Source organism: Blastococcus haudaquaticus, assembly GCF_900230285.1.
In the GTDB taxonomy this organism is placed as follows: Bacteria; Actinomycetota; Actinomycetes; order Mycobacteriales; family Geodermatophilaceae; genus Blastococcus_B; species Blastococcus_B haudaquaticus.
This window is the reverse complement of sequence record NZ_OCNK01000002.1, coordinates 942,665-961,942: the sequence shown is the minus strand read 5'-3', so window position 1 is coordinate 961,942 and position 19,278 is coordinate 942,665. Positions and strand designations below refer to the sequence as shown.

Below are 19,278 nucleotides of genomic sequence, written 5' to 3'. Positions count from 1 at the left end.
GAGGAACGCCGGCCCGGTGATCAGTTGCCCTTGACGTTGACGATCTGGCGCAGCGTGTGCCGCACCTCGACCAGGTCGGCCGCGTCGGCCATCACCTGGTCGATCGGCTTGTACGCGTCGGGGTGCTCGTCGAGGAATGCGTCCGAGTGCCCCCACGCGATGCCGGTCATCCGCGCATCCAGGTCCTGCCGGGTGAACCGCTTCCGCGCGGCCGAGCGCGAGAAGTTCCGGCCCGCGCCGTGCGGAGAGGACATCAGCGAGCGGACGTTCCCCTTTCCCACGACGACGTAGGACGCCGTGCCCATCGAGCCCGGGATCAGGCCGAGCTGCCCCTCCCGCGCGGAGATCGCGCCCTTCCGCGACAGCCACACCTCGCGCCCGTAGTGGGTCTCGCGCTCGGTGTAGTTGTGGTGACAATTTACGGTCTCGAACCGCTCGACCTCGGTCCCGAGGAACCGGCCCAGCTGGTCGACGCAGCGGTCCATCATCTCCTCGCGGTTGAGGTAGGCGAACCGCTGCGCCCAGCGCAGCGCCTCGATGTAGCGGTCGAACTCCGGCTCGCCCTCCACCAGGTAGGCCAGGTCGCGGTCGGGCAGCTGGATGTGCCGCTTCCGGCACTGCTCCTGGGCGACCTTGATGTGCTTCTGCGCCAGCTTGTTGCCCACACCGCGCGATCCGGAGTGCAGGAACAGCCAGACGCGGTCCTCCTCGTCGAGGCTCAGTTCGATGAAGTGGTTGCCCGAGCCCAGCGTGCCCAGCTGCTGCGGCCAGTGGTGCACAGCGCCGTCGGCCTGCCCGGCACCGGCCGTGTCGCGCAGCTCGGCGATCCGCGGTTCGGCGGACGTCCGGATCTTGGCGTTCCGGCCTCCCGCCGAGAGCGGGACGGACCGCGAGATCTGCGCGTGCAGCACGGACAGGTCGCGCCCGGCGACGTCGTCGGCGGTGAACTGGGTGCGGACGGCGATCATCCCGCAGCCGATGTCGACGCCGACGGCGGCCGGGATGATCGCGCCGTCGGTCGGGATGACCGATCCGACGGTCGCGCCCATGCCCAGGTGGGCGTCGGGCATCAGGGCCAGGTGCGGGTGGATGAACGGCATCGCGGCGGTGCGCTCGGCCTGCTCCCGGGTGGTGTCCTCCAGGATCGACGCCCAGTTGAGCAGGCGTCCGTTGATCTTCTCCATCGTCCTTTCGATTCGCTCCGATTGCGGTCAGGGGTGCTGCGCAGCCGGTGCAGTCAACAGGGGCGACCAGAACCGCGCAGCTCCTTTACCCCGGGAGCGGACGGGGGAGTCGCACGCGCGCCGCCGAGTGTGCAGTTGCGGTCGCCGACACGCGCTCACGCGCCGTGCGAGGCGACCACAACTGCTCACTCGTGCAGGTCCACCGACGAGCAGGCGGTCCGCGGGTCAGACGGTGAGCAGGCCGTTGGGCTGCTCGGTGAGGCGGCCACGGTGCAGGGCCAGCTTCAGCGCCGCCTCGAGGGCCGGCGTGATCGCCGGCGTCCGGCGCTTGTAGCCGAAGATCGCCGCCGTCTGGGTGAGCAGCTCGTCGGCCATCATCCCGGCGCTCGCCCGGCACAGCGCCGCCATCGCGTTGCCGATCTCCTCCGGCGCGACGTGGTCGATCGGCCGGTCGGTGCTCGCCGTCTGCCGGCGGAACCCGGTGAAGGTGTCGGGGGAGACGCCCTCGGGCCACAGGTAGTCGCCCACCACCGCGGACGGCGGCAGCAGCGACAGCAGCGTGTTCTTCCGGCTCTCCGACGCCCGGTTGAGCCCGAACGCGTTCACCGTCAGCTTCGCCAGCCGGTCGACGTGGATCGGGCCTTCCGCCTTGATCCCCGCGGTGAGCACCCGCCGCACCGGACGGGCCGCCTTGGACGCCGGCAGCTCGTCGAGCACCGTCTTCTCCCCGGCCGGCTTGGGCAGCCACGGCACGAACGGCGACTCGCCGTCCATCGCCGTCGGCCCCGACGGCTTGGCCACGGGTGCGGCCTTCGGCGCGGGGCGCGCCGGCGCGGCGGGCACGGCGACCGACGCCGTCACCGACGACCGGAGCGCGGCGACGCCCTTGAAGGACTCCTGCGCCGCGGTCGGCAGCTGGATCGGCTCGGCGACCGGGGTCGAGGGGATCGCGTCGACGGCCTCGACCAGGCGGTCCAGGACGGCGTCGCGGGAGGCCAGCCAGGTCGGCAGCCACACCCGCTCCACGAGCGGCCAGCGCAGCATGTCGCCGAGCACCTCGGTCGGCAGCCCGTCGCGGTCGCCGACGGTGCCCCGCCGCGCCCACGCCTGCCCGTCCAGGAGCACAGCCATCAGGGGCGTCTCCGGGTCGGCGGCCCGGGCGACGGCGAGGTCGACCCGGAACTCCGACAGGCCGACGTCGGTCCGCACCACGAGTCCGCGGTCGCGCAACGCCGTCGCGATCTCCTCGCGGTGCCGGTCGACCACGACCGCGGACCGGGCGTCGCGGGGCAGCACGTCGGTGCCCTGGGCGGCCATGTCGAGGTAGGCCCGCAGGTGCTTGATGCCGACCGACGACGTCTCCTCGGCCCGCAGCTGCTCCGGGTCGAACGAGGAGAACACGACCACCTGGCGCCGGGCGCGGGTCACCGCGACGTTCAGCCGGCGCTCGCCGCCCACCCGGTTCAGCGGCCCGAAGTTCAGCGGCAGGTCGCCGTTGGCGTTGGGCGAGAAGCCGGTGGAGAAGAAGACGACGTCGCGCTCGTCGCCCTGCACGTTCTCCAGGTTCTTCACGAACAGGCCCTCGCCGTCGGTGCGGTCCAGCGCCTGGGCGAGCCGCTCGTCGTCGGCGTCGCGCAGCAGGGCCTCGATGTAGGCGCGCTGCTGGGCGTTGAAGGTGACCACGCCGATGGAGGGCACCGCGTCGAGGCCGTCCCACTTGGGCACCGCGTCGAAGCGCCGGCGGATCTCGGCGACGATCGCCTTGGCCTCGATCGGGTTGGTGCGCAGCAGCCGCCCGGCACCCGAGCGGTGGAAGGTCCCGGGCACCCGCACCAGCGAGACGCCGCGGCCGTCGGGCTCCGAGGAGGGCCGCCCGTGGGTCGGCGCCGGGAACGACGACAGCCGGTTGCCGTAGTACTGGGCGTTGGAGAACGCGATCAGCGACTCGTCCTGGCTGCGGTAGTGCCACGACAGCCACTGCCGGGGCACCCGCGCCTGCACGCACTCGGAGAGGATCGACTCCTCGTCCTCCACGGCGGTCTCGGCCAGGTCGGCGGCGTCGTCGGACACCGACGACGGCTCGGCGAACGACGTCGGCGGCATCTGCTTGGAGTCGCCGACCACCACCGCGGCGCGGGCCCGGCCCAGCGCACCGACGGCGTCGGCCACCCGGATCTGCGACGCCTCGTCGAACACGACCAGATCGAACAGGCCGGAGACGGCGGGGAAGAACCGGGCCACCGAGTCCGGCGACACCAGCACGCACGGCATGACCTGCGTGATCAGCTCGCCGTACTGCGCCAGCAGCTGCCGTACGCCGAGGCCGCGGCGCTGCTTGGCCAGCTCCCGCTGCAGGGCGCCCACCTGGCCGGAGCCCGAGGCCGCGTCGAACGGCCGGGCGGAGAGGACCTTCGACGGCAGCGCGGTCGTGAGGTGCTCGCGCACCGACCGGGAGGCGCGGGTGAACCGGCGGATCGCCTTCTCGTGCGCCCCGGCGTCGAACATGTCGAGCCCGGTCGCGTCCAGCCGCTCGGCGACCGAGGCCGTCGCGAGCCCCCGGTCGAGGGCCCGCACGGCGTCGTCGGCCCGGATCGCGCCGGTGAGCAGCAGGGTGCGGGCATCGAACAGCCCGGCGAACCGCAGCGGCTCGAGGGTGTCGAGGAAGGTGACCCAGCGGCGCAGCGACATCAGGTTGTCGACCCCGCGCTCGGGCCGGGTCATCGACCAGCGGAAGACGAAGCCGTCGTCGCCGGCCCATGCGGCGAGCTGGTCGGAGCTGGTGTGACAGACCGCGACCAGGTGCGTGAGGGCATCGCGCAGGCGGGCCACCGACTCGGCCGCCGCGGTACCGGTGGGCAGGCCGGCGACGATCAGCTTGCGCAGCTGCACGTGGAAGGGCGTCGAGCCGTCGACGGCCGCACCGGCCCGCCGCAGCCACTGCACCTGCCGCGCGAGCAGGTCGCCGTCCAGGAACGGGTTCCAGCCCTCCGGGACCGATAGCCCGGAGATGGAGTCGGCGCGGGTGGCGATCGCCTGCACCGCCGTCTGCACCCGCCAGAGGTTCTCGACGACGGACGGGACGTCCTTCGGCCGCACCGTCGCCTCGGGTCGCAGGTAGGGCGCGAGGTGGTCGCGGACGGCGGTCAGCCGGCGCCGGCGTCCCCACCAGGACGACGCCGCCGCGGTCTGCGCGGCCACGTAGATCTCGGCCAGCGGCAGCCGCAGCACCTCGGGCGTGCAGACGTCGAGGCCCGGGTGGCGGAACGCGGTGAACGCCGCGAGTTCGCCGAGGACGGCCGAGGTGGCCGCCGTCCAGAAGGCCCCGAAGGTCTCGTCGATGACGTCGAGGCCGATCTCCGGGCCGCTGAGGAGATGCGCCAGGTCGTCGAGGTCGGCGGCGGTCCGGGCCCGGCGGAGCACGCCCGCGAGCTCGGGGACCGCCTGCGCCTCGCGGACCGCGGCGTCGACCGCTGCCGCGGCGGCCTGGGTGGCCGGGAGGTCGATGTCGGGGGAGTCGACGAAGGCCCACGGGTGGCGCGGCGACGGCCGGGTGAGGTCGGCGATGTCCGGGAGCAGGGCCAGCTCGACGCGCACCGACCGCAGCACCTCGGCCGGGGCGTTGGCCACGAACGGCATGGGCACCGGCAGCGGCGCGACCTCGGTCCCGGCCGTCAGCTGCGAGGTGCGTGCGGAGTACAGCGAGAGGCCGACGGCGTTGGCCTCGTGAAGCCGGTCGGCGTAGCGGGCCAGCGTCCGGCGGGCCGAGCGCAGGGACTCGCCGTCGGCGGCCATGCCCTGCTCGTCGACGGCGACCGCGTGCTCCAGCGCCAGCCGGATCTGCGCCCGCACCATCGAGGCGCGCGAGCCCTTGTCGTGCAGGTCGAGGGCGAACATGCCCATGCCGACGGAGTCCAGCCGGCGGGCGACGACGTCCAGCGCGGCCCGCTTCTCGGCCACGAAGAGCACCCGCTTGCCCTCGGCGACGGCGCGGGTGAGCAGGTTGGTGATGGTCTGCGACTTGCCGGTCCCGGGTGGGCCCTCGAGGACGAACGTGCGGCCGGCGGTGGCCTCGGCGATGGCGCGCAGCTGCGAGGCGTCGGCCGGCGCGGGGAGCTCGGCGGCCAGCCCGTCGAGGTCGACGTAGGGGGCGGTGTCGCGGGCCGGGTCCTCGAACGCCTCGGTGGGCTGGTGCACCAGGTGGTGGACCAGCGGGTTCTCGGCGAAGTCCGCCCAGTGCTCGTCGAGGTCCTTCCACAGCCGGAACTTCGCAAACTGCAGGATCGCGAGGTCCGCGGTCGGCTCGACCCGGTAGGGCAGCCCGTGCCCGACGAGGGCCGAGCGCATGGACTCGAAGGCCCCGTCGAGGTCGAGGGTGCCGTCGACGGCCTCGGTGAGCGTCGGAACGGTGAGGCCGTGCAGCTGGCGGAGCTTCTCCAGCAGGCAGTAGTTGGGGGTGCTGGAGCCCGACTCGTCGAGGCTCAGCCGGTAAGAACCGGTGCGGCCCATCGGGGCGAGGACGACGGGGATGAGGACGAGCGGGCTGCGCAGCGGCCGGCCGTCGAGCTCCCACACCAGGCTGCCCAGCGCCAGGTAGAGGTTGTTGGCGCCGGTCTCCTCCAGCACCGTCTTCGCCTTGTAGGCGACGTTGCGGAGCCTGGGCAGGTAGTTGCCGCTGGTGACGTCGGCGTGCACCTCGCGCCGCTCCACCAGCTGCTCGGTGAGCTGGTCGGGGGGTAGGCCCTTGGCCGAGGTGATCCCGCGCTCGGTCTGCACGGCGGCGAGCTGGTCGCCCGGCAGCAGGGTGATCGGCGTCCCGTCGTGGACGAAGTTCTCCAGTGCCCCGAGCGCCGGCCCGGGGACGGTGAGCGCCAGCCCGGAGCGCTCGGTGAAGTTGATCAGCCGGTTGCGCAGGCTGAGGTCGAGCAGCGCGTTCTTCCACTGCTGCACCCGCGCCGGCGCCTCCGGCCTGCTGCTGGGCGCAGGCGTCGGCGGCACGGGCTTCGCGGGCGCGCTGTGCTCGGCCGGGCGGTACTCGACGACCTGCAGGACGCCGTCCTCGTCCCGCGCTCGGGCCGGCAGCGGGAAGATGCCGTCCTTGCGGGCCCGGTGGACGTCGGTGACGCCGAGGATCCGGTCGAGCTCGCCGGACAGCCAGCCGGAGTAGGCGGAGGCGTGCAGGTCGGCGCCCGGCTCGCCCATGCTGGTCAGCAGCGTGGTGTCGACGAGGCCGATCAGCCCGAGGTCGACGAGGTTCACCAGCGGAGCGGCGTCGGTGGTCGCGGCGCTCTCGGCGCTGCGCTCCTCGCGCCAGTAGCCGAGGAACGCCCCGCTGCCCCCCGCCCGCGACCCGGTCGCCTCCGAGCCGTCGGCGAGCCACAGCAGCGGGCGGACGCCGGCCTGCTCCAGGGCGGCCGCCATGACGACGGCGGTGTCGAGCGGCGTGCCCACCCGCCAGGTGAGGACGTCGCCCGGCGAGCGCACCTGCTGGCCGAGGTCGGACCAGCTGACCGGCGGCTCGCTGTAGCGGATGCCGCGACGCTGGAGCACGTCGGCGACGGCGGCGACGATCTCGTCGACCCGCTCGGGGCCGTCGGCATAGCCCTGGATCGAGCCGCGCCCGGTCCTCTCCTCCAGGACGCCGGCCGCCTCGGCCACCACAGCGGTGATCGCCGGGTGGTTCGGCAGCACGTGGGCGGCGAGCATCTCCAGCGACAGCGGCAGCGGAGTGGCCAGCCACTGCTGGGCGGCGAGCACCTGGACGACGCGGCTGCTCTCGCCGAGCACCTGCCGCTCACCGTCGGCGCCGTCGACCAGCACCTCGACGTCGATGACGCCGGGCCGCTGCTCCTCGACCTGCAGCATCGCGGCGGCGTCCATCACCAGACCGAGGTCGGTCAGGACCGTCGTCCGGCCCTCGTCGAGGTCGGCCAGCAGTTCGACGGTCTGCGCGATCGGGCCCTCGGCGTCACGGATGCCGAGCCGCACCGTGGCCGCGCGGACCGGGCCGCCGAGGTTGGTCAGCGCCAGCCGCGACACGACCGGCACGCGGTTGTGGGCCAGCGCGTAGCTGAGGACGGGGGTGGACGTGATCTCGATGGAGACCGCCGCCCGCGGGGCGACGGCGTCGCCCACCTGGATGTCGGCAGTGCTCTCCATGTCACCTGTCTACCGGAGCGGACCGATCGGTCACTCCATGCTCCCCGACGGGCGGGACTCGTGTGGCGGGTGGGTCGCTTCGTTGCCCGGGATCACAGGACGCAACCCCGTCGGCGGTGCCGGGTCCGGCGATCGCGCCGATCGTGCGCGACCGCCGACGGCGGCATGGGTGCGGGTCCTGACGGCCGAACCGGGTCCGCGCTGACGAGTGGACGCGGGACACCCGCGACGGCTGTGACGGCTGCGACGTGTCGATGCCCAGCCGTCACCTGTGCGTGCCGACCAGGCCCGATGCTGCCGATGGATTCGGCGAGTCGCGAGGACGGAGGGTGGCATGTTCGGGGTCCCGATCGAGGTGCTGGTCGGTGCGTCGGTGATCGGCGGGCTGGTGCTGCTGGTCGCCCTGTTCCTGATCGAGCGGGCGTCCAGCCGCCGCGCGGCCCGGCGACGCCAGGCCACCGCGCAGGCGAGCCCCGCGCGCGGCCGGACCGCGCCCGCCATCCCGACGCCCCGCCGGCCGGTCGACGTCGTCGAGCCCGAGGGGCCGATCCCGTTCGCCGAGCCCGGCATGCGCGGCCGCCTCTTCCAGTACGGCGGGGACGGTCCCGGCTTCCCGGTCGACGCGCCCTTCGCCGTCGTCGCCGTCGAGACCACCGGTCTCTCGCCCGCGAAGGGCGACCGCATCGTCGAGATCGCGGTCGTCCGCGTCGACGCCTCCGGCCGGGTCGAGAGCGAGTACGACACCGTGCTCCACCCCGGTCGTGACGCCGGGCCGGCGTTCGTGCACGGCATCTCCATGAGCGACGTGCTGGACGCGCCGCGGTTCCAGGACGTCGCCGACGACGTGCTGGCACTCCTGGACGGCGCCGTCGTCGTCGCGCACAACGCCGCCTTCGTCGAGCGCTTCCTGGCCGCCGAGCTGGCGCTGATGGGCGTGACGCTCCCGCTCAACCCGGCGCTCTGCTCGCTGTGGCTCGCCCGTCGCACCGTGCGCGCGCCGAACCAACGGCTGGACACGCTGGCCCGGGTCGTGGGGATGCCGGTCGCCGGCACGGCCACCGCCCTGTCCGACGCCCGCACCCTGGCGGCGCTGCTGCCGCGGCTGCTGGCGCTGCACGGCGAGCCGCCGCGCTACCTGACCGGGATGCGCGCGATGCCCCAGCTCGACGCCGCGGTCGAGCCGAGGACCCGGATCGGTGAGCCGCGTCCGAGCAGCGGGGGCTGGCTCGCGTCGATGGTGGCCTCCCTGCCGCGGGCCGTCGTGGACGCACCGAACGCCGACTCGCAGCGCTACGTCGACGCCCTCACCTCGGCGCTCGCCGACGGCCGGATCCTCGGCGGGGAGGGTCAGCTGCTGGCCCGCCTCGCGGCCACCGCCGGCATCGGTCCGGAGCAGGTCCTCGCGCTGCACCGGCGGGTGCTCGGGCACCTCCGGGCCTGCGCCATGGAGAACCCCATCCTCACGACGGCCGAGCTGCGGCAGCTGCGGACCGTTGCCGGCGGTCTCGGCCTGCCCGACTTCTTCGACGAGCTGCGGCCCACCTCACCCCAGGACCTCATGGTGTCGCGGCTGCGCTAGGACCTCGGCCGAAGCCGTTCCGCAACGCCGGCGGTCGTGCGACCATCGGGCATGACCACGGCACGTCATCTCCGGGTCTCCGACGCCGAGCGGCAGGCAGCCGCGGCGCGGATCGGCTCCGCGTGGGCCGAGGGTCGGCTGGACGACGCGGAGTACGACCGGCGCCTCGAGCAGGCGTTCGCCGCGGTGACCTATGCCGACCTCGACCAGCTGTTCACCGACCTGCCCGGCCCGCGCCCCGTCGCCCCGCCGCCGCGGTACGGGCCGCCGGCGCCCGCCTTCCGGCCCATGCCCGGGACGCCCGTGTGGGCGCGGAACTGGTGCACGCCCGGCCGGGTCGGCCAGGTGCGCGGCACCGGGCTGCAGATGCTGCTCTTCGTCGTCACCTTCGGGATCTGGGGCTACGTCTACTTCTTCCAGACGCACGACGAGATGAAGCGGCACACCGGGAACGGCATCGGTGGGGTGGTCGCGCTGCTGGTGGCCCTCGTCCTCTGGATGGCCTCGCCGTTCCTGCTCAGCCACGAGGTGGGCCAGCTCCACGAGCGCGCCGGCCGGCGGCGGCCGGTGAGCGCGCTGACCGGGCTGTGGTTCTTCCCGGGGATCCTCCTGCTGGTCGGGCCGATCATCTGGTTCGCGCTGACCAACCGGGCGCTCAACGACCACTGGCGGAGCCTCGGCGCCCGCTGACGGCGACTTGCCTCCGCGGCCGTTCCGCGTGAGGTTGCAGGGATGAGCGACCCGCTGCGCCACGAGTCCGGACTGATCGTCGAGACCCGCGGGCACGTCCGCGTGCTCACCCTCGACCGGCCCGAGCGCCGCAACGCGCTCTCCACGCCCCTGCAGGCCGACCTGATCGAGGAGCTGCTGGCCTGCGCGGAGGCACCGGACGTGCGGGCGGTCGTCCTCACCGGCAACGGTCCGGCCTTCTGCGCCGGCTTCGACCTCAAGGAGATCCGCGAGCGCGACCAGCGCGGGGAGCGCTTCCGGCCGCCGATGAGCCGGTCCACCCGCTCGCTGTTCGAGGTGGTCACCGAGACCCCGGTGCCGATCGTCGCGGCGCTGCAGGGCGCGGCGGTCGCCGGCGGCTTCGAGCTGGCGCTGGCCTGCGACCTCCGCGTCGCCGCGCCCGGCATCAAGCTGGGCCTGCCGGAGGCCACCATCGGCATGGGCGCCAACTTCGGCTCGGTCGTCCTGCCCAAGCGCATCCCCATGGGCATCGCCATGGAGGTGCTGCTGACCGGGGAGTACGTGACCAGCGAGGACGCCGAGCGGTGGGGGCTGGTCAACCGGCTCACCGACGACGTCCTGCCGACGGCGCTGCGGCTGGCCGAGCGGATCGCCGCGAACGCCCCGATCAGCGTGCGCCGGATGAAGGAGACGGCCGTGAAGGGCCTGGAGCTGCCGCTGTGGCAGGCGCTGCGGCTCGACGTCGGCCCGAACCCCTACCTCAGCGAGGACCGGAAGGAGGGCATCGCCGCCTACCTGGAGAAGCGCCCGCCGCGCTGGACCGGCCGCTGACTCACGGGCCGAGGAACCACAGGAACTGGGTGTCCTCGCGCGGGGAGTCGCACTCGCCGAAGGCCAGCGCCCCCGACGCCGCCGGCAGGAGCGCCCGGACGTCGAGGCGGTGGTAGCAGCCGAGGCCTTCCGGCAGGAGCGCCTCGCCGGTGGTGAGGTCCACCGCGCGCACCCCCACCGGCGAGGGCAGCAGTGCCCACACCTGGGCCGGCTCCACGAGCAGCGCGTAGCCGTAGACGCGGTCCTCCAGCTGGGCGAGGAGCGGGCCGGCACCCCCGCCGTCGGGCACCGCCAGCAGCCACGAGCCGTCCTCGACCGCCACCAGCAGGAACACCGTGCCGTCGGCGGCCCCGGCGATCGACTGCGTCTCCGCGCCCTCCGACGAGCCGGTCACCCGCGCCGCACCGCCCACCGGCTCCAGGTCGCCGTCGTATCGCAGCAGGGTCGGTATCCGGTCCTGGGGCACCTGCGTGGGGGAGGCGTCGAACACCAGCGTCACGCCCCCGTCCGGCCGGGGGAGGAGGCCGGCGAGCTGGTCAGCCAGGGGATAGGCGGAGCTGGCGGCGACGTCGTCGGCCAGGTCCCGCTCCGCCACCACACGGCCGGTCGCGACGTCCACCGCCAGCAGCGCCTCACGGACACCGGCGTCCGTCGCGACGCTCAGGACGACGTGCAGCCGCCCGGACGCCGGGTGCAGCGCCGAGCGGCCGATCGAGAAGTGCAGGTCGTCCCGGGCGGGGAGCAGCACCGTCGTCCGCACCGCGCCCGTCGCCGGGTCGACGACCCGGAGCCCGTACCCGTCGTCGCCGAGGTTCCCCACGACGAGCACGGAGCCGTCCCCGGACAGGTGCACGTCCCACACGTCCTCGACGCGCGGCAGGGCCACGGATCCCGCGATCGCATCGCCCCGCACCGTCACCAGGGTCTGGGGGAGCGCCCGGTCCGCCGGGGTCAGCAGGGCGAACGCGCCGCCGTCGGGAGTGGCGACGGCGGCGACGACGCGGGCGAAGACGCCCGGGGTCGCCGCCGTCAGGTCGATCGCGGCCCGCACCGTGGTCAGCGGGCCGGTGCTCGGCGGACCACTGGCCGGCGGGCCGGGGTAGGCGGGCAGGTCGGTGGAGGGGTCGATCGGGCGGGCCGGTCCCAGGTCGGCCGCGGACGGCGTCGGCTCAGGGGTCTGCTCGTCCTCGCCGACGGGGCAGCCGCTCAGGGCGAGGACGACGCAGCCCGCGGCCAGTGCGGCGGGCAGCCGACGCCAGCGGGTCATCCCCGAGGTGTAGCACTCCGCGCGCAGGAAGGGGCTCCTGAGCGGCCGACGGCGGAGGAGCATGGCTCACCGCCGCGGGGGACGCCGAGAGGACTGCCGATGACCACGCCTCAGAAACAGCCGCCCTCGCCACCGCCCGCGGACGCCGGGCAGCCCGCCGAGAGCGCGCCGTACGGCTTCGCTCCGCCGCCGCCCGGCTACCCGCCGCCGGGATACGGGCCGCCGCCGGGATACGGGCCGCCCCCGGGGTACGGGAGCTACGCGGAGCCGATGCCGTCGGTGCCCGGCTATGCCCGGTACGGCTCGCCGCAGGGACCCATCGGGCAGCTCCGTCCCACCGGGATGATCATGCTGCTGTTCTTCGTGACGCTCGGGATCTGGGGCTTCGTCTACTACTTCCAGACCCACGAGGAGATGAAGCGGCACACCGGGGAGGGTCTGGGTGGTGTCCTCGCGCTGGTCATCTCGATCTTCTTCGGGCTGGTCTCCCCGTTCCTGCTGAGCCACGAGGTCGGCCAGCTGTACGAGCGGCGCGGCCAGGAGAGGCCGGTCAGCGCCCTCACCGGCCTCTGGTTCTTCCCCGGGATCCTCATCCTCGTCGGCCCGTTCATCTGGTTCGTCCAGACCAACAACGCCCTCAACGCGTACTGGCAGAGCGTGGGGCAGACCCGCACCACCCTCGTCTGATCTGCTGGGCCCGTGCCGAGGACGAGTGCGGGGATCCTGCTGTACCGGCTGCGGCCGGCCGGACCGGAGGTCCTGCTCGGCCACATGGGCGGACCGTTCTGGGCGAACAAGGACGACGGCGGCTGGTCGATCCCCAAGGGTGAGCACGGGACCGACGAGGAGCCGCTCGCCGTCGCCCGGCGCGAGTTCGCCGAGGAGCTCGGCTCACCGGTCCCGGCGCAGGACCTCGTCGCCCTCGGCGAGCTGCGGGTGACCAGCGGCAAGGTGCTCGCCGTGTGGGCGGGGGAGGGCGACCTCGACGCCGCGGCCGCCGTCAGCAACACGTTCGAGCTGGAGTGGCCACCGCGCTCGGGTCGGGTGCAGGAGTTCCCGGAGATCGACCGGGCCGCCTGGTTCGGGCTGCACGAGGCGCGCACGAAGCTGGTGAAGGGGCAGGTGCCGTTCCTCGACCGGCTGCTGGAACGGTGTCTCCCGGCCAGGTGACGGTTCCATGACGTGTCGTCCCACGGCGCAGGAACCGTCCAGAACCGGCGTCCGGACCTGAGAAGGTCCGTCCGAACGCGCCCGTGGGGGACGTCGGACTTCGAGGGGGCAACCTATGACGTGCACGAACTGCAGCGCCGTCGAGCAGCGTGGCCGGTACTGCGTCGGCTGCGGGAAGCTCCTCCCGCCGTCCAGCCTGCCGGCCCGTCGCGTCCGGCTCGCCCCGCGGCACCTGGCCGACGACGACACCCAGCCGGTCCTCCGGTTCCGCGTGAGCCCGCGTCTCTCGGCGGAGAACGGCGCCCCGGCCGTCGTCTGACCCCGCGCGCCGGCGGCTCCCCGAGCGGGGGAGCCGCCGGCGACGCTCAGCGGGTGCCGGTCAGCTCCGGCGTCCGCACCGGCACCGGGTCGCCGTCGCCCTCCCGGATGCCGTACCGGGCGTAAAGCCGGCCCAGCGGGCCCGGCGCCCACCAGTTCGCGCGGCCCAGCAGCCGCATCGTCGCCGGCACCAGCAGGATCCGGACGACGGTCGCGTCGATGACGATCGCGATCAGCATCGCGACGCCGATCATCTTGATGAAGGTGATCCCCGACAGCGAGAACGCGCCGATCACCACGAGCAGCAGCAGCGCCGCGCTGGTGATGATCCCGCCGGTCCGCTGCAGGCCGGTCGCCACCGCCGTCGTGTTGTCGCCGGTGAGGTCGTACTGCTCGCGGATCCGTGACATCAGGAACACCTCGTAGTCCATCGAGAGCCCGAAGACGATGGCCAGCACGAGGATCGGCTGGGTCGCCTCCACGGACCCGGTGGGTGTGAAGCCGAGGAACCCGGACAGGTTGCCGTCCTGGAAGATCCAGACCAGCGCCCCGAACGAGGCGCCGAGCGACAGCACGTTCATCACCACCGCCTTGACCGGCAGCACCAGCGAGCCGAAGGCCAGGAACAGCAGCACGAACGTCGTCGCCACCACGAACAGCGCCATCCACGGCAGCAGCGAGGACAGGCTGTCGAGCAGGTCGGCCAGCACCGCCGTCTGACCACCGACCAGCACCTCGCCGCCGTCGGGGGCCGGCACCGCCCGGATCTCGCCCACCAGGTCGCGGGCCTCGGTCGAGAGGGGGTCGCCGTCGTAGGCGACGTCCACGCGGGCGGTGTCGCCGGCCGCGCCGGCCACCGTCGCCCCACCGACCCCCGGGACCGCTGCCACGTCGTCCACGTAGGCCTGCAGGGCTGCGCCGCCGGCCTGGGAGTCGACCGCGTCGGGGAGCGTGACGATCGCGTCGATCGGCCCCCGCTCGCTCGGCGGGAAGTCCGCCTTCAGCGTCTCCGAGACCACCCGGCTCTCGGTGCCCGCCGGCAGCGCCCGCTCGTCGATGCCGCCGAACTCCACCCGCAGGAACGGCAGGGCGAGCGTCACGAGCACCGCGGTGACGACGACGGTGTAGATCACCGGGCGGCGCATGACGCTGTGCGCTATCCGCGCCCACACGCCGTGCTCGTCGTCGACCGGCCGGGCTGCTGGGCGGCGGAACACGCGCCGCAGCCACGGCCGCACCGACAGCGCGTCGACCTTCGGCCCGAGCATGGCCAGCAGCGCCGGCAGCAGGGTCAGCGCCGCCAGCATGGCGATGAGCACGGCGCTCATGCCGCCGAAGCCCATCGATCGCAGGAACACCTGCGGGAAGATCAGCAGGCCGGCCAGCGAGATGGCGACCGTGACGCCGGAGACGGCGACCGTGCGACCCGCGGTGGCCATCGTGCGGGCCAGCGCCGTCTCGGTGTCGGGCTGCCGGCGGATCTCCTCGCGGAACCGGCTCACCATGAACAGGCCGTAGTCGATGGCCAGCCCGAGGCCGGTGATCGTGACGACGTTGACGGCGAAGATCGAGACGTCGGTGAACTCGGAGAACCCGCGCAGCGCGGCGAAGGAGCCGAGGATCGCGGTGATGCCGATGGCGAGCGGCAGCCCGGCCGCGGCGAAGCTGCCGAAGATGATCACCAGCAGCACCGCCAGGATCGGGAGGGAGATCATCTCGGCGCGCGCGATGTCGCTGCTGACGCGGTCGTTGATGTCGCGGTTGATCGTCGTCCCGCCGCCGATCTGCGTCTCCAGCCCCTGCTCGTCCAGCTGCTGGCCGGCGAGCTCGGCCTCGATCGTCTCCAGGCCCTCGGTCCGCTGGTCCTCGTCGCCGGCCAGGGTGAGCAGGGCGTAGGTGGCGGTGCGGTCGTCGCTGACCAGCTGGGAGGAGCCGGTGCCGAAGAAGGTCGCCGACTCCTCGAGCACGTCGTCCGGCAGTCCGGCCAGGCTGTCCGCCACGGCCGCGGCGTAGTCCGGGTCGTCGACGGTCAGCCGGTCGCTGGAGTAGAGGACGACGACGTCGCCGCCGGCGCGACCGAGTTCGCGCTCGGCGACCTCGCCGGCCAGCGAGCTCTCGCTGTCGGGGTCCTCGAAGCCGCCCCCGGTCATGGCGCCGAACACGCCGGTGCCCCAGACGCCCGCGAAGGCGACGAACGCGAGAGCGAGTGCGACCACCCAGCGACGACGGCGGTACATCACCCGGCCGAGGGCCTCGAACATGGCGTCTCCGGTGCTAGCGTCGGATCACTGGTGAACACTGTTAGCGAACGGCGCTCACTCTGCTAACGGTGTTCACGGCTGTCAAGAGGAATCGCGAGGAACGATGAGCGAACTGCCGGCCGAGCCGCTGAGCCGCCGCGACCGCGCGCGCGCCGACACGGTGTCGGAGATCAAGCGGACGGCGCGGAAGGTGCTGGTCGAGCGCGGGGTCGACGGACTGGCCCTGCGCGCGGTCGCCCGCGAGATGGGCATGACGGCGCCCGGGCTGTACCGCTACTTCGACAGTCGCGAGGACCTCGTCGAGCACGTCGTCGCGGATCTGTACGACGAGCTGAGCGACGTCCTGGAGGCTGTGCGCGACGCGGCCGAGCCCGCGACACCCGGCGTCCAGCTGATGACGGTGGCGCGGGCCTTCCGGCAGTGGGCGACCACGCACCACCCGGAGTTCGGCCTGCTCTTCGGCAGTGCGGCCGAGGGCATCATCCCGGCCGAGGACCTGCACGGCCCCGGTGAGCACCTGCCGCAGGTCGCCAGCCGTCGGTTCGGCGGCGTCTTCGCGGAGCTGGTGGCCCGGATCTACCTCGAGCAGGGCTTCCCGGTGCCCGACGAGGACGAGCTGGAGCCGGCGCTGCGGACCCAGTTGACCGAGTGGTGCGCGAAGCTGCCGGTCGCCCTGCCGCTGGGCGTCATGCACGTCTTCCTGTCCTGCTGGATCAGGCTCTACGGACTGGTCTGCATGGAGGTGTTCGGGCACCTGCGATTCGCCCTGGACGACGCCGGGCCGATGTTCGAGGCCGAGCTGCGCGCGCTGGGGGCCCTCCTCGGCGTCGCGGGGGAGTACCGCCCGCCCGCCGCCTGACACGGGGATGCGGGTCAGCGTTCCGGCAGGCGATATGCGTTCTTGCCCCGGCGAGCGGCGGCCGGTTGGTTGCAGGTGTGACGACGGTAACGGCCTCGCTGGACGAGGCGGCTCGCAGGTTGGCGGTCGCGGCTGAGACAGGGGTGCCCTGCGCTCCCGTGCGCGACCTGCTCGGGGAGGTCGACGTCACCGGCGCCTACGGGGTCCAGGAGCGGCTGATCGCGGAGCGGGTGGCCCGTGGCGCCCGCGCGGTCGGCCGCAAGATCGGGCTCACGTCCGCCGCCGTGCAGGCCCAATTGGGCGTGGACCAGCCGGACTTCGGCACCCTCCTCGACAGCATGCTGGTGCAGCCGGGCACGCCGGTCCCGGCCGGTCGGCTGCTGCAGCCGCGGATCGAGGCGGAGATCGCCTTCGTGCTGAGCGGCGACCTCGACATCGCCCACCCGACCCTGGATGAGGTTGCCGCCGCGATCGGCGGAGCGCACGCGGCGCTCGAGATCGTGGACAGCCGGATCGCCGGGTGGGACATCCGGATCACCGACACCGTCGCGGACAACGCCTCCAGTGGATTGTTCGTCCTGGGGGAATCCGCGGTGGGATTGGACCAGCTGCGGCCGGTCGAGTCGGTGATGGAGATGACCCGCGACGGCGTCGTCGTCTCCACTGGCACGGGAGCGGCCTGCCTCGGCGACCCCCTGCTCGCCGTGCAGTGGCTCGCCCGCACCGCCGCTGCGCTGGGCCGGCCGCTGCGGGCTGGGGAGATCGTGCTGAGCGGTGCCCTGGGGCCGATGGTTCCCGTGACGCCCGGCGAGGCCTACACCGCGCGGATCAGCGGGCTCGGCGAGGTCCACGCGTCGTTCGCGGAGGGCCGACCGTGACCGGCACGGGTGCCGCCGTCGCCATCATCGGTTCCGGAAACATCGGGACCGACCTCCTGATCAAGGTCCAGCAGCTGTCGCAGGTGCTGCGGCCGGCCGTCATGGTGGGCATCGACCCGGACAGCGACGGCCTGGCCCGCGCCCGCGGGTTGGGAGTGGCCACCACGTCCGACGGCGTCGACGGACTGCTGGCGATGCCGGAGTTCGCCGACGTCGCCCTGGTCTACGACGCGACGTCCGCAGCCGCCCACGTCGTCACCGACGAGCGGCTGCGCGGCACCGGCGTGCGGGTCGTGGACCTGACACCCGCGGCCATCGGCCCGTTCGTCGTCCCCGCGGTGAACCTCGCCGAGCTCACCGACGCCCGCAACGTGAACATGGTGACCTGCGGGGGGCAGGCCACCATCCCGGTCGTCGCCGCTGTCTCGCGGGTGACCGCGGTCCGCTACGCGGAGATCGTCGCGTCGATCGCCTCCCGCTCGGCGGGTCCGGGCACCCGCGCGAACATCGACGAGTTCACCGAGACGACCGCACACGCCATCGAACAGGTGGGCGGCGCCGAGCGCGGCAAGGCGATCATCGTGCTCAATCCCGCCGAGCCACCCATGATCATGCGCGACACCGTGGCCTTGCTGGCAGACGCGGCCGACCGGCGGACCGTCGCCGACTCCATCGAGGCGATGGTCGCCGACGTGGCGGAGTACGTGCCGGGCTACCGGCTCAAGCAGGACGTGCAGTTCCAGTCGGTGCCACCGGGGGACAGGCGTCGGCGACTCGTGGGGGGCGACGCCGCGACCGGCGACCTCGTGCACGTGACGGTCTTCCTCGAGGTGGAGGGTGCAGCCCACTACCTGCCCTCGTACGCCGGCAACCTGGACATCATGACCTCGGCGGCCCTGCGGGTCGGCGAGGCACTGGTGCAGCCTGCGGTCGCGGCGGGGGCCCTCGGATGACCGCCGTCTACGTGCAGGACGTGACGCTGCGCGACGGGATGCACGCGGTGTCCCACGGCCTGACCACCGGTCAGGCGCGGACCATAGCCGCCGCCCTCGACGCCGCCGGTGTGGCTGCGATCGAGGTCGCGCACGGCGACGGGCTGGCGGGCGGCAGCCTGACCTACGGTCCCGGGGCGCACACGGACGCGGAGTGGATCGCGGCGGTCGCGGAGGTGGTCACCCGCGCGAAGCTCACCACCCTGCTGCTGCCGGGCATCGGCACGCTCGCCGATCTGCGCGCCGCGGTCGACCTCGGGGTGACGTCGGTCCGCGTGGCCACGCACTGCACCGAGGCCGACATCGTCGTGCAGCACATCGGCACCGCACGCGAACTCGGGCTCGACGTCGCGGGCTTCCTGATGATGAGCCACATGGCCGAACCGGACGTGCTCGCCCGGAACGCCGCCGTCATGGAGGACGCCGGGGCGCAGTGCGTCTACGTCACCGACTCCGGTGGCCGGCTGACGATGACGGATGTCCGCGACCGGGTCCGTGCCTACCGGGACGTCCTCGATCCCTCGACTGCCATCGGCATCCATGCCCACCACAACCTCGGGCTCGGCGTCGCGAACTCCGTCGCCGCCGTGGAGGAGGGCGTCCTCCGGGTGGACGCGTCGCTGGCCGGGCTGGGCGCCGGCGCCGGCAACTGCCCGCTCGAGGCATTCATCGCCGTCGCCGACCTCACCGGGTGGGACCACGGCTGTGACCTCTTCGCGCTCATGGACGCCGCGGACGACGTCGTGCGGCCGCTGATGACCCGACCCGTGCGCGTCGACCGCGAGACCCTCTCCCTGGGCTACGCCGGCGTCTACTCGAGCTTCCTGCTGCACGCCGAGCGCATCGCCGCGGAGCACGCCCTGGAACCGCGGCAGCTCCTGGTCGAGGCCGGTCGCCGCGCCATGGTCGGTGGGCAGGAGGACCTGCTCGTCGACATCGCCCTGGACCTGGTCGCCGCTCGCGGCTGACCGGCCGCCGACCTCCGGCGGCCGCGAGAAAAGAAACGCGTTCCGCATCGCGGACCGTTCGTTGTGCGCGCCGCCACACCCCGAAGACAGTGTCCGCAACCAGGCGAGACAGCCGAAATGGAGCA

Annotated in this window: 14 protein-coding genes; 10 read left to right on the top strand and 4 right to left on the bottom strand. The window is 73.4% G+C overall.

The genetic code is table 11. The annotated features are described in order from the left end of the window. Nucleotides 1–20: 20 nt before the first annotated feature. Both CRP30_RS11280 and proA read right to left on the bottom strand, forming a co-directional pair. Nucleotides 21–1,184 carry an RtcB family protein gene (locus CRP30_RS11280; protein ID WP_097183986.1) on the bottom strand — a complete coding sequence of 388 codons (1,164 nt, stop codon included), beginning with the start codon at nt 1,182–1,184 and terminating at the stop codon, nt 21–23. A gap of 225 nt (nt 1,185–1,409) precedes the next feature. After that, a complete protein-coding gene (gene proA / locus CRP30_RS11275; RefSeq protein WP_097183985.1) occupies nt 1,410–7,340 on the bottom strand; it encodes an anti-phage protein ProA in 5,931 nt (1,976 codons plus the stop codon). A 334-nt stretch (nt 7,341–7,674) separates the two neighbouring features. On the opposite strand from proA, the gene CRP30_RS11270 reads away from it, so the two are divergent. From CRP30_RS11270 to CRP30_RS11260, 3 genes are read left to right on the top strand one after another with little or no spacing between them, the layout of a single operon-like run. Continuing rightward, on the top strand, nt 7,675–8,919 hold the full coding sequence (locus tag CRP30_RS11270) for an exonuclease domain-containing protein (protein ID WP_097183984.1): 1,245 nt from the start codon (nt 7,675–7,677) through the stop codon (nt 8,917–8,919). Nucleotides 8,920–8,970: 51 nt separating this feature from the next. Next, a complete protein-coding gene (locus CRP30_RS11265) occupies nt 8,971–9,609 on the top strand; it encodes a DUF1707 SHOCT-like domain-containing protein (RefSeq protein WP_097183983.1) in 639 nt (212 codons plus the stop codon). Nucleotides 9,610–9,651: 42 nt separating this feature from the next. Next, the gene (locus CRP30_RS11260; RefSeq protein WP_097183982.1) at nt 9,652–10,440 is read left to right on the top strand and encodes an enoyl-CoA hydratase/isomerase family protein; all 789 of its coding nucleotides are present in this window, start codon (nt 9,652–9,654) and stop codon (nt 10,438–10,440) included. 1 nt (nt 10,441) lies between these two features. Here the strand turns inward: CRP30_RS11260 and CRP30_RS11255 are convergent, their stop codons facing one another. Next, nucleotides 10,442–11,707: a hypothetical protein gene (locus tag CRP30_RS11255; RefSeq protein WP_097183981.1), complete on the bottom strand. Its 1,266-nt coding sequence runs from the start codon at nt 11,705–11,707 to the stop codon at nt 10,442–10,444. Between the two features lie 99 nt (nt 11,708–11,806). Between CRP30_RS11255 and CRP30_RS11250 the strand changes: the two genes are divergently transcribed. The 3 genes from CRP30_RS11250 to CRP30_RS11240 all read left to right on the top strand — a co-directional run bounded on the left by CRP30_RS11250 (nt 11,807) and on the right by CRP30_RS11240 (nt 13,196). After that, a complete protein-coding gene (locus tag CRP30_RS11250) occupies nt 11,807–12,394 on the top strand; it encodes a DUF4234 domain-containing protein (RefSeq protein WP_097183980.1) in 588 nt (195 codons plus the stop codon). 12 nt (nt 12,395–12,406) lie between these two features. Further along, complete coding sequence (locus CRP30_RS11245; RefSeq protein WP_097183979.1) at nt 12,407–12,877, top strand: NUDIX hydrolase; 471 nt, start codon at nt 12,407–12,409, stop codon at nt 12,875–12,877. A 115-nt stretch (nt 12,878–12,992) separates the two neighbouring features. Beyond that, on the top strand, nt 12,993–13,196 hold the full coding sequence (locus CRP30_RS11240; RefSeq protein WP_097183978.1) for a hypothetical protein: 204 nt from the start codon (nt 12,993–12,995) through the stop codon (nt 13,194–13,196). A gap of 46 nt (nt 13,197–13,242) precedes the next feature. On the opposite strand, the gene CRP30_RS11235 is transcribed toward CRP30_RS11240, so the two are convergent. Then, on the bottom strand, nt 13,243–15,456 hold the full coding sequence (locus tag CRP30_RS11235; protein WP_097183977.1) for an MMPL family transporter: 2,214 nt from the start codon (nt 15,454–15,456) through the stop codon (nt 13,243–13,245). A gap of 103 nt (nt 15,457–15,559) precedes the next feature. Here CRP30_RS11235 and CRP30_RS11230 point away from each other — a divergent pair, with 103 nt between their 5' ends. The 4 genes from CRP30_RS11230 to dmpG all read left to right on the top strand — a co-directional run bounded on the left by CRP30_RS11230 (nt 15,560) and on the right by dmpG (nt 19,153). Beyond that, the gene (locus CRP30_RS11230; protein WP_097183976.1) at nt 15,560–16,315 is read left to right on the top strand and encodes a TetR/AcrR family transcriptional regulator; all 756 of its coding nucleotides are present in this window, start codon (nt 15,560–15,562) and stop codon (nt 16,313–16,315) included. 158 nt (nt 16,316–16,473) lie between these two features. Beyond that, on the top strand, nt 16,474–17,193 hold the full coding sequence (locus tag CRP30_RS11225) for a 2-keto-4-pentenoate hydratase (protein ID WP_235003326.1): 720 nt from the start codon (nt 16,474–16,476) through the stop codon (nt 17,191–17,193). Next, nucleotides 17,190–18,146 carry an acetaldehyde dehydrogenase (acetylating) gene (locus tag CRP30_RS11220; RefSeq protein WP_097183975.1) on the top strand — a complete coding sequence of 319 codons (957 nt, stop codon included), beginning with the start codon at nt 17,190–17,192 and terminating at the stop codon, nt 18,144–18,146. Before CRP30_RS11225 ends, CRP30_RS11220 begins: the two co-directional genes overlap by 4 nt. After that, nucleotides 18,143–19,153, top strand: coding sequence for a 4-hydroxy-2-oxovalerate aldolase (gene dmpG, locus CRP30_RS11215; protein ID WP_097183974.1), 1,011 nt, complete (start codon nt 18,143–18,145; stop codon nt 19,151–19,153). The genes CRP30_RS11220 and dmpG overlap by 4 nt, the downstream gene beginning before the upstream one ends. Nucleotides 19,154–19,278 lie beyond the last annotated feature (125 nt).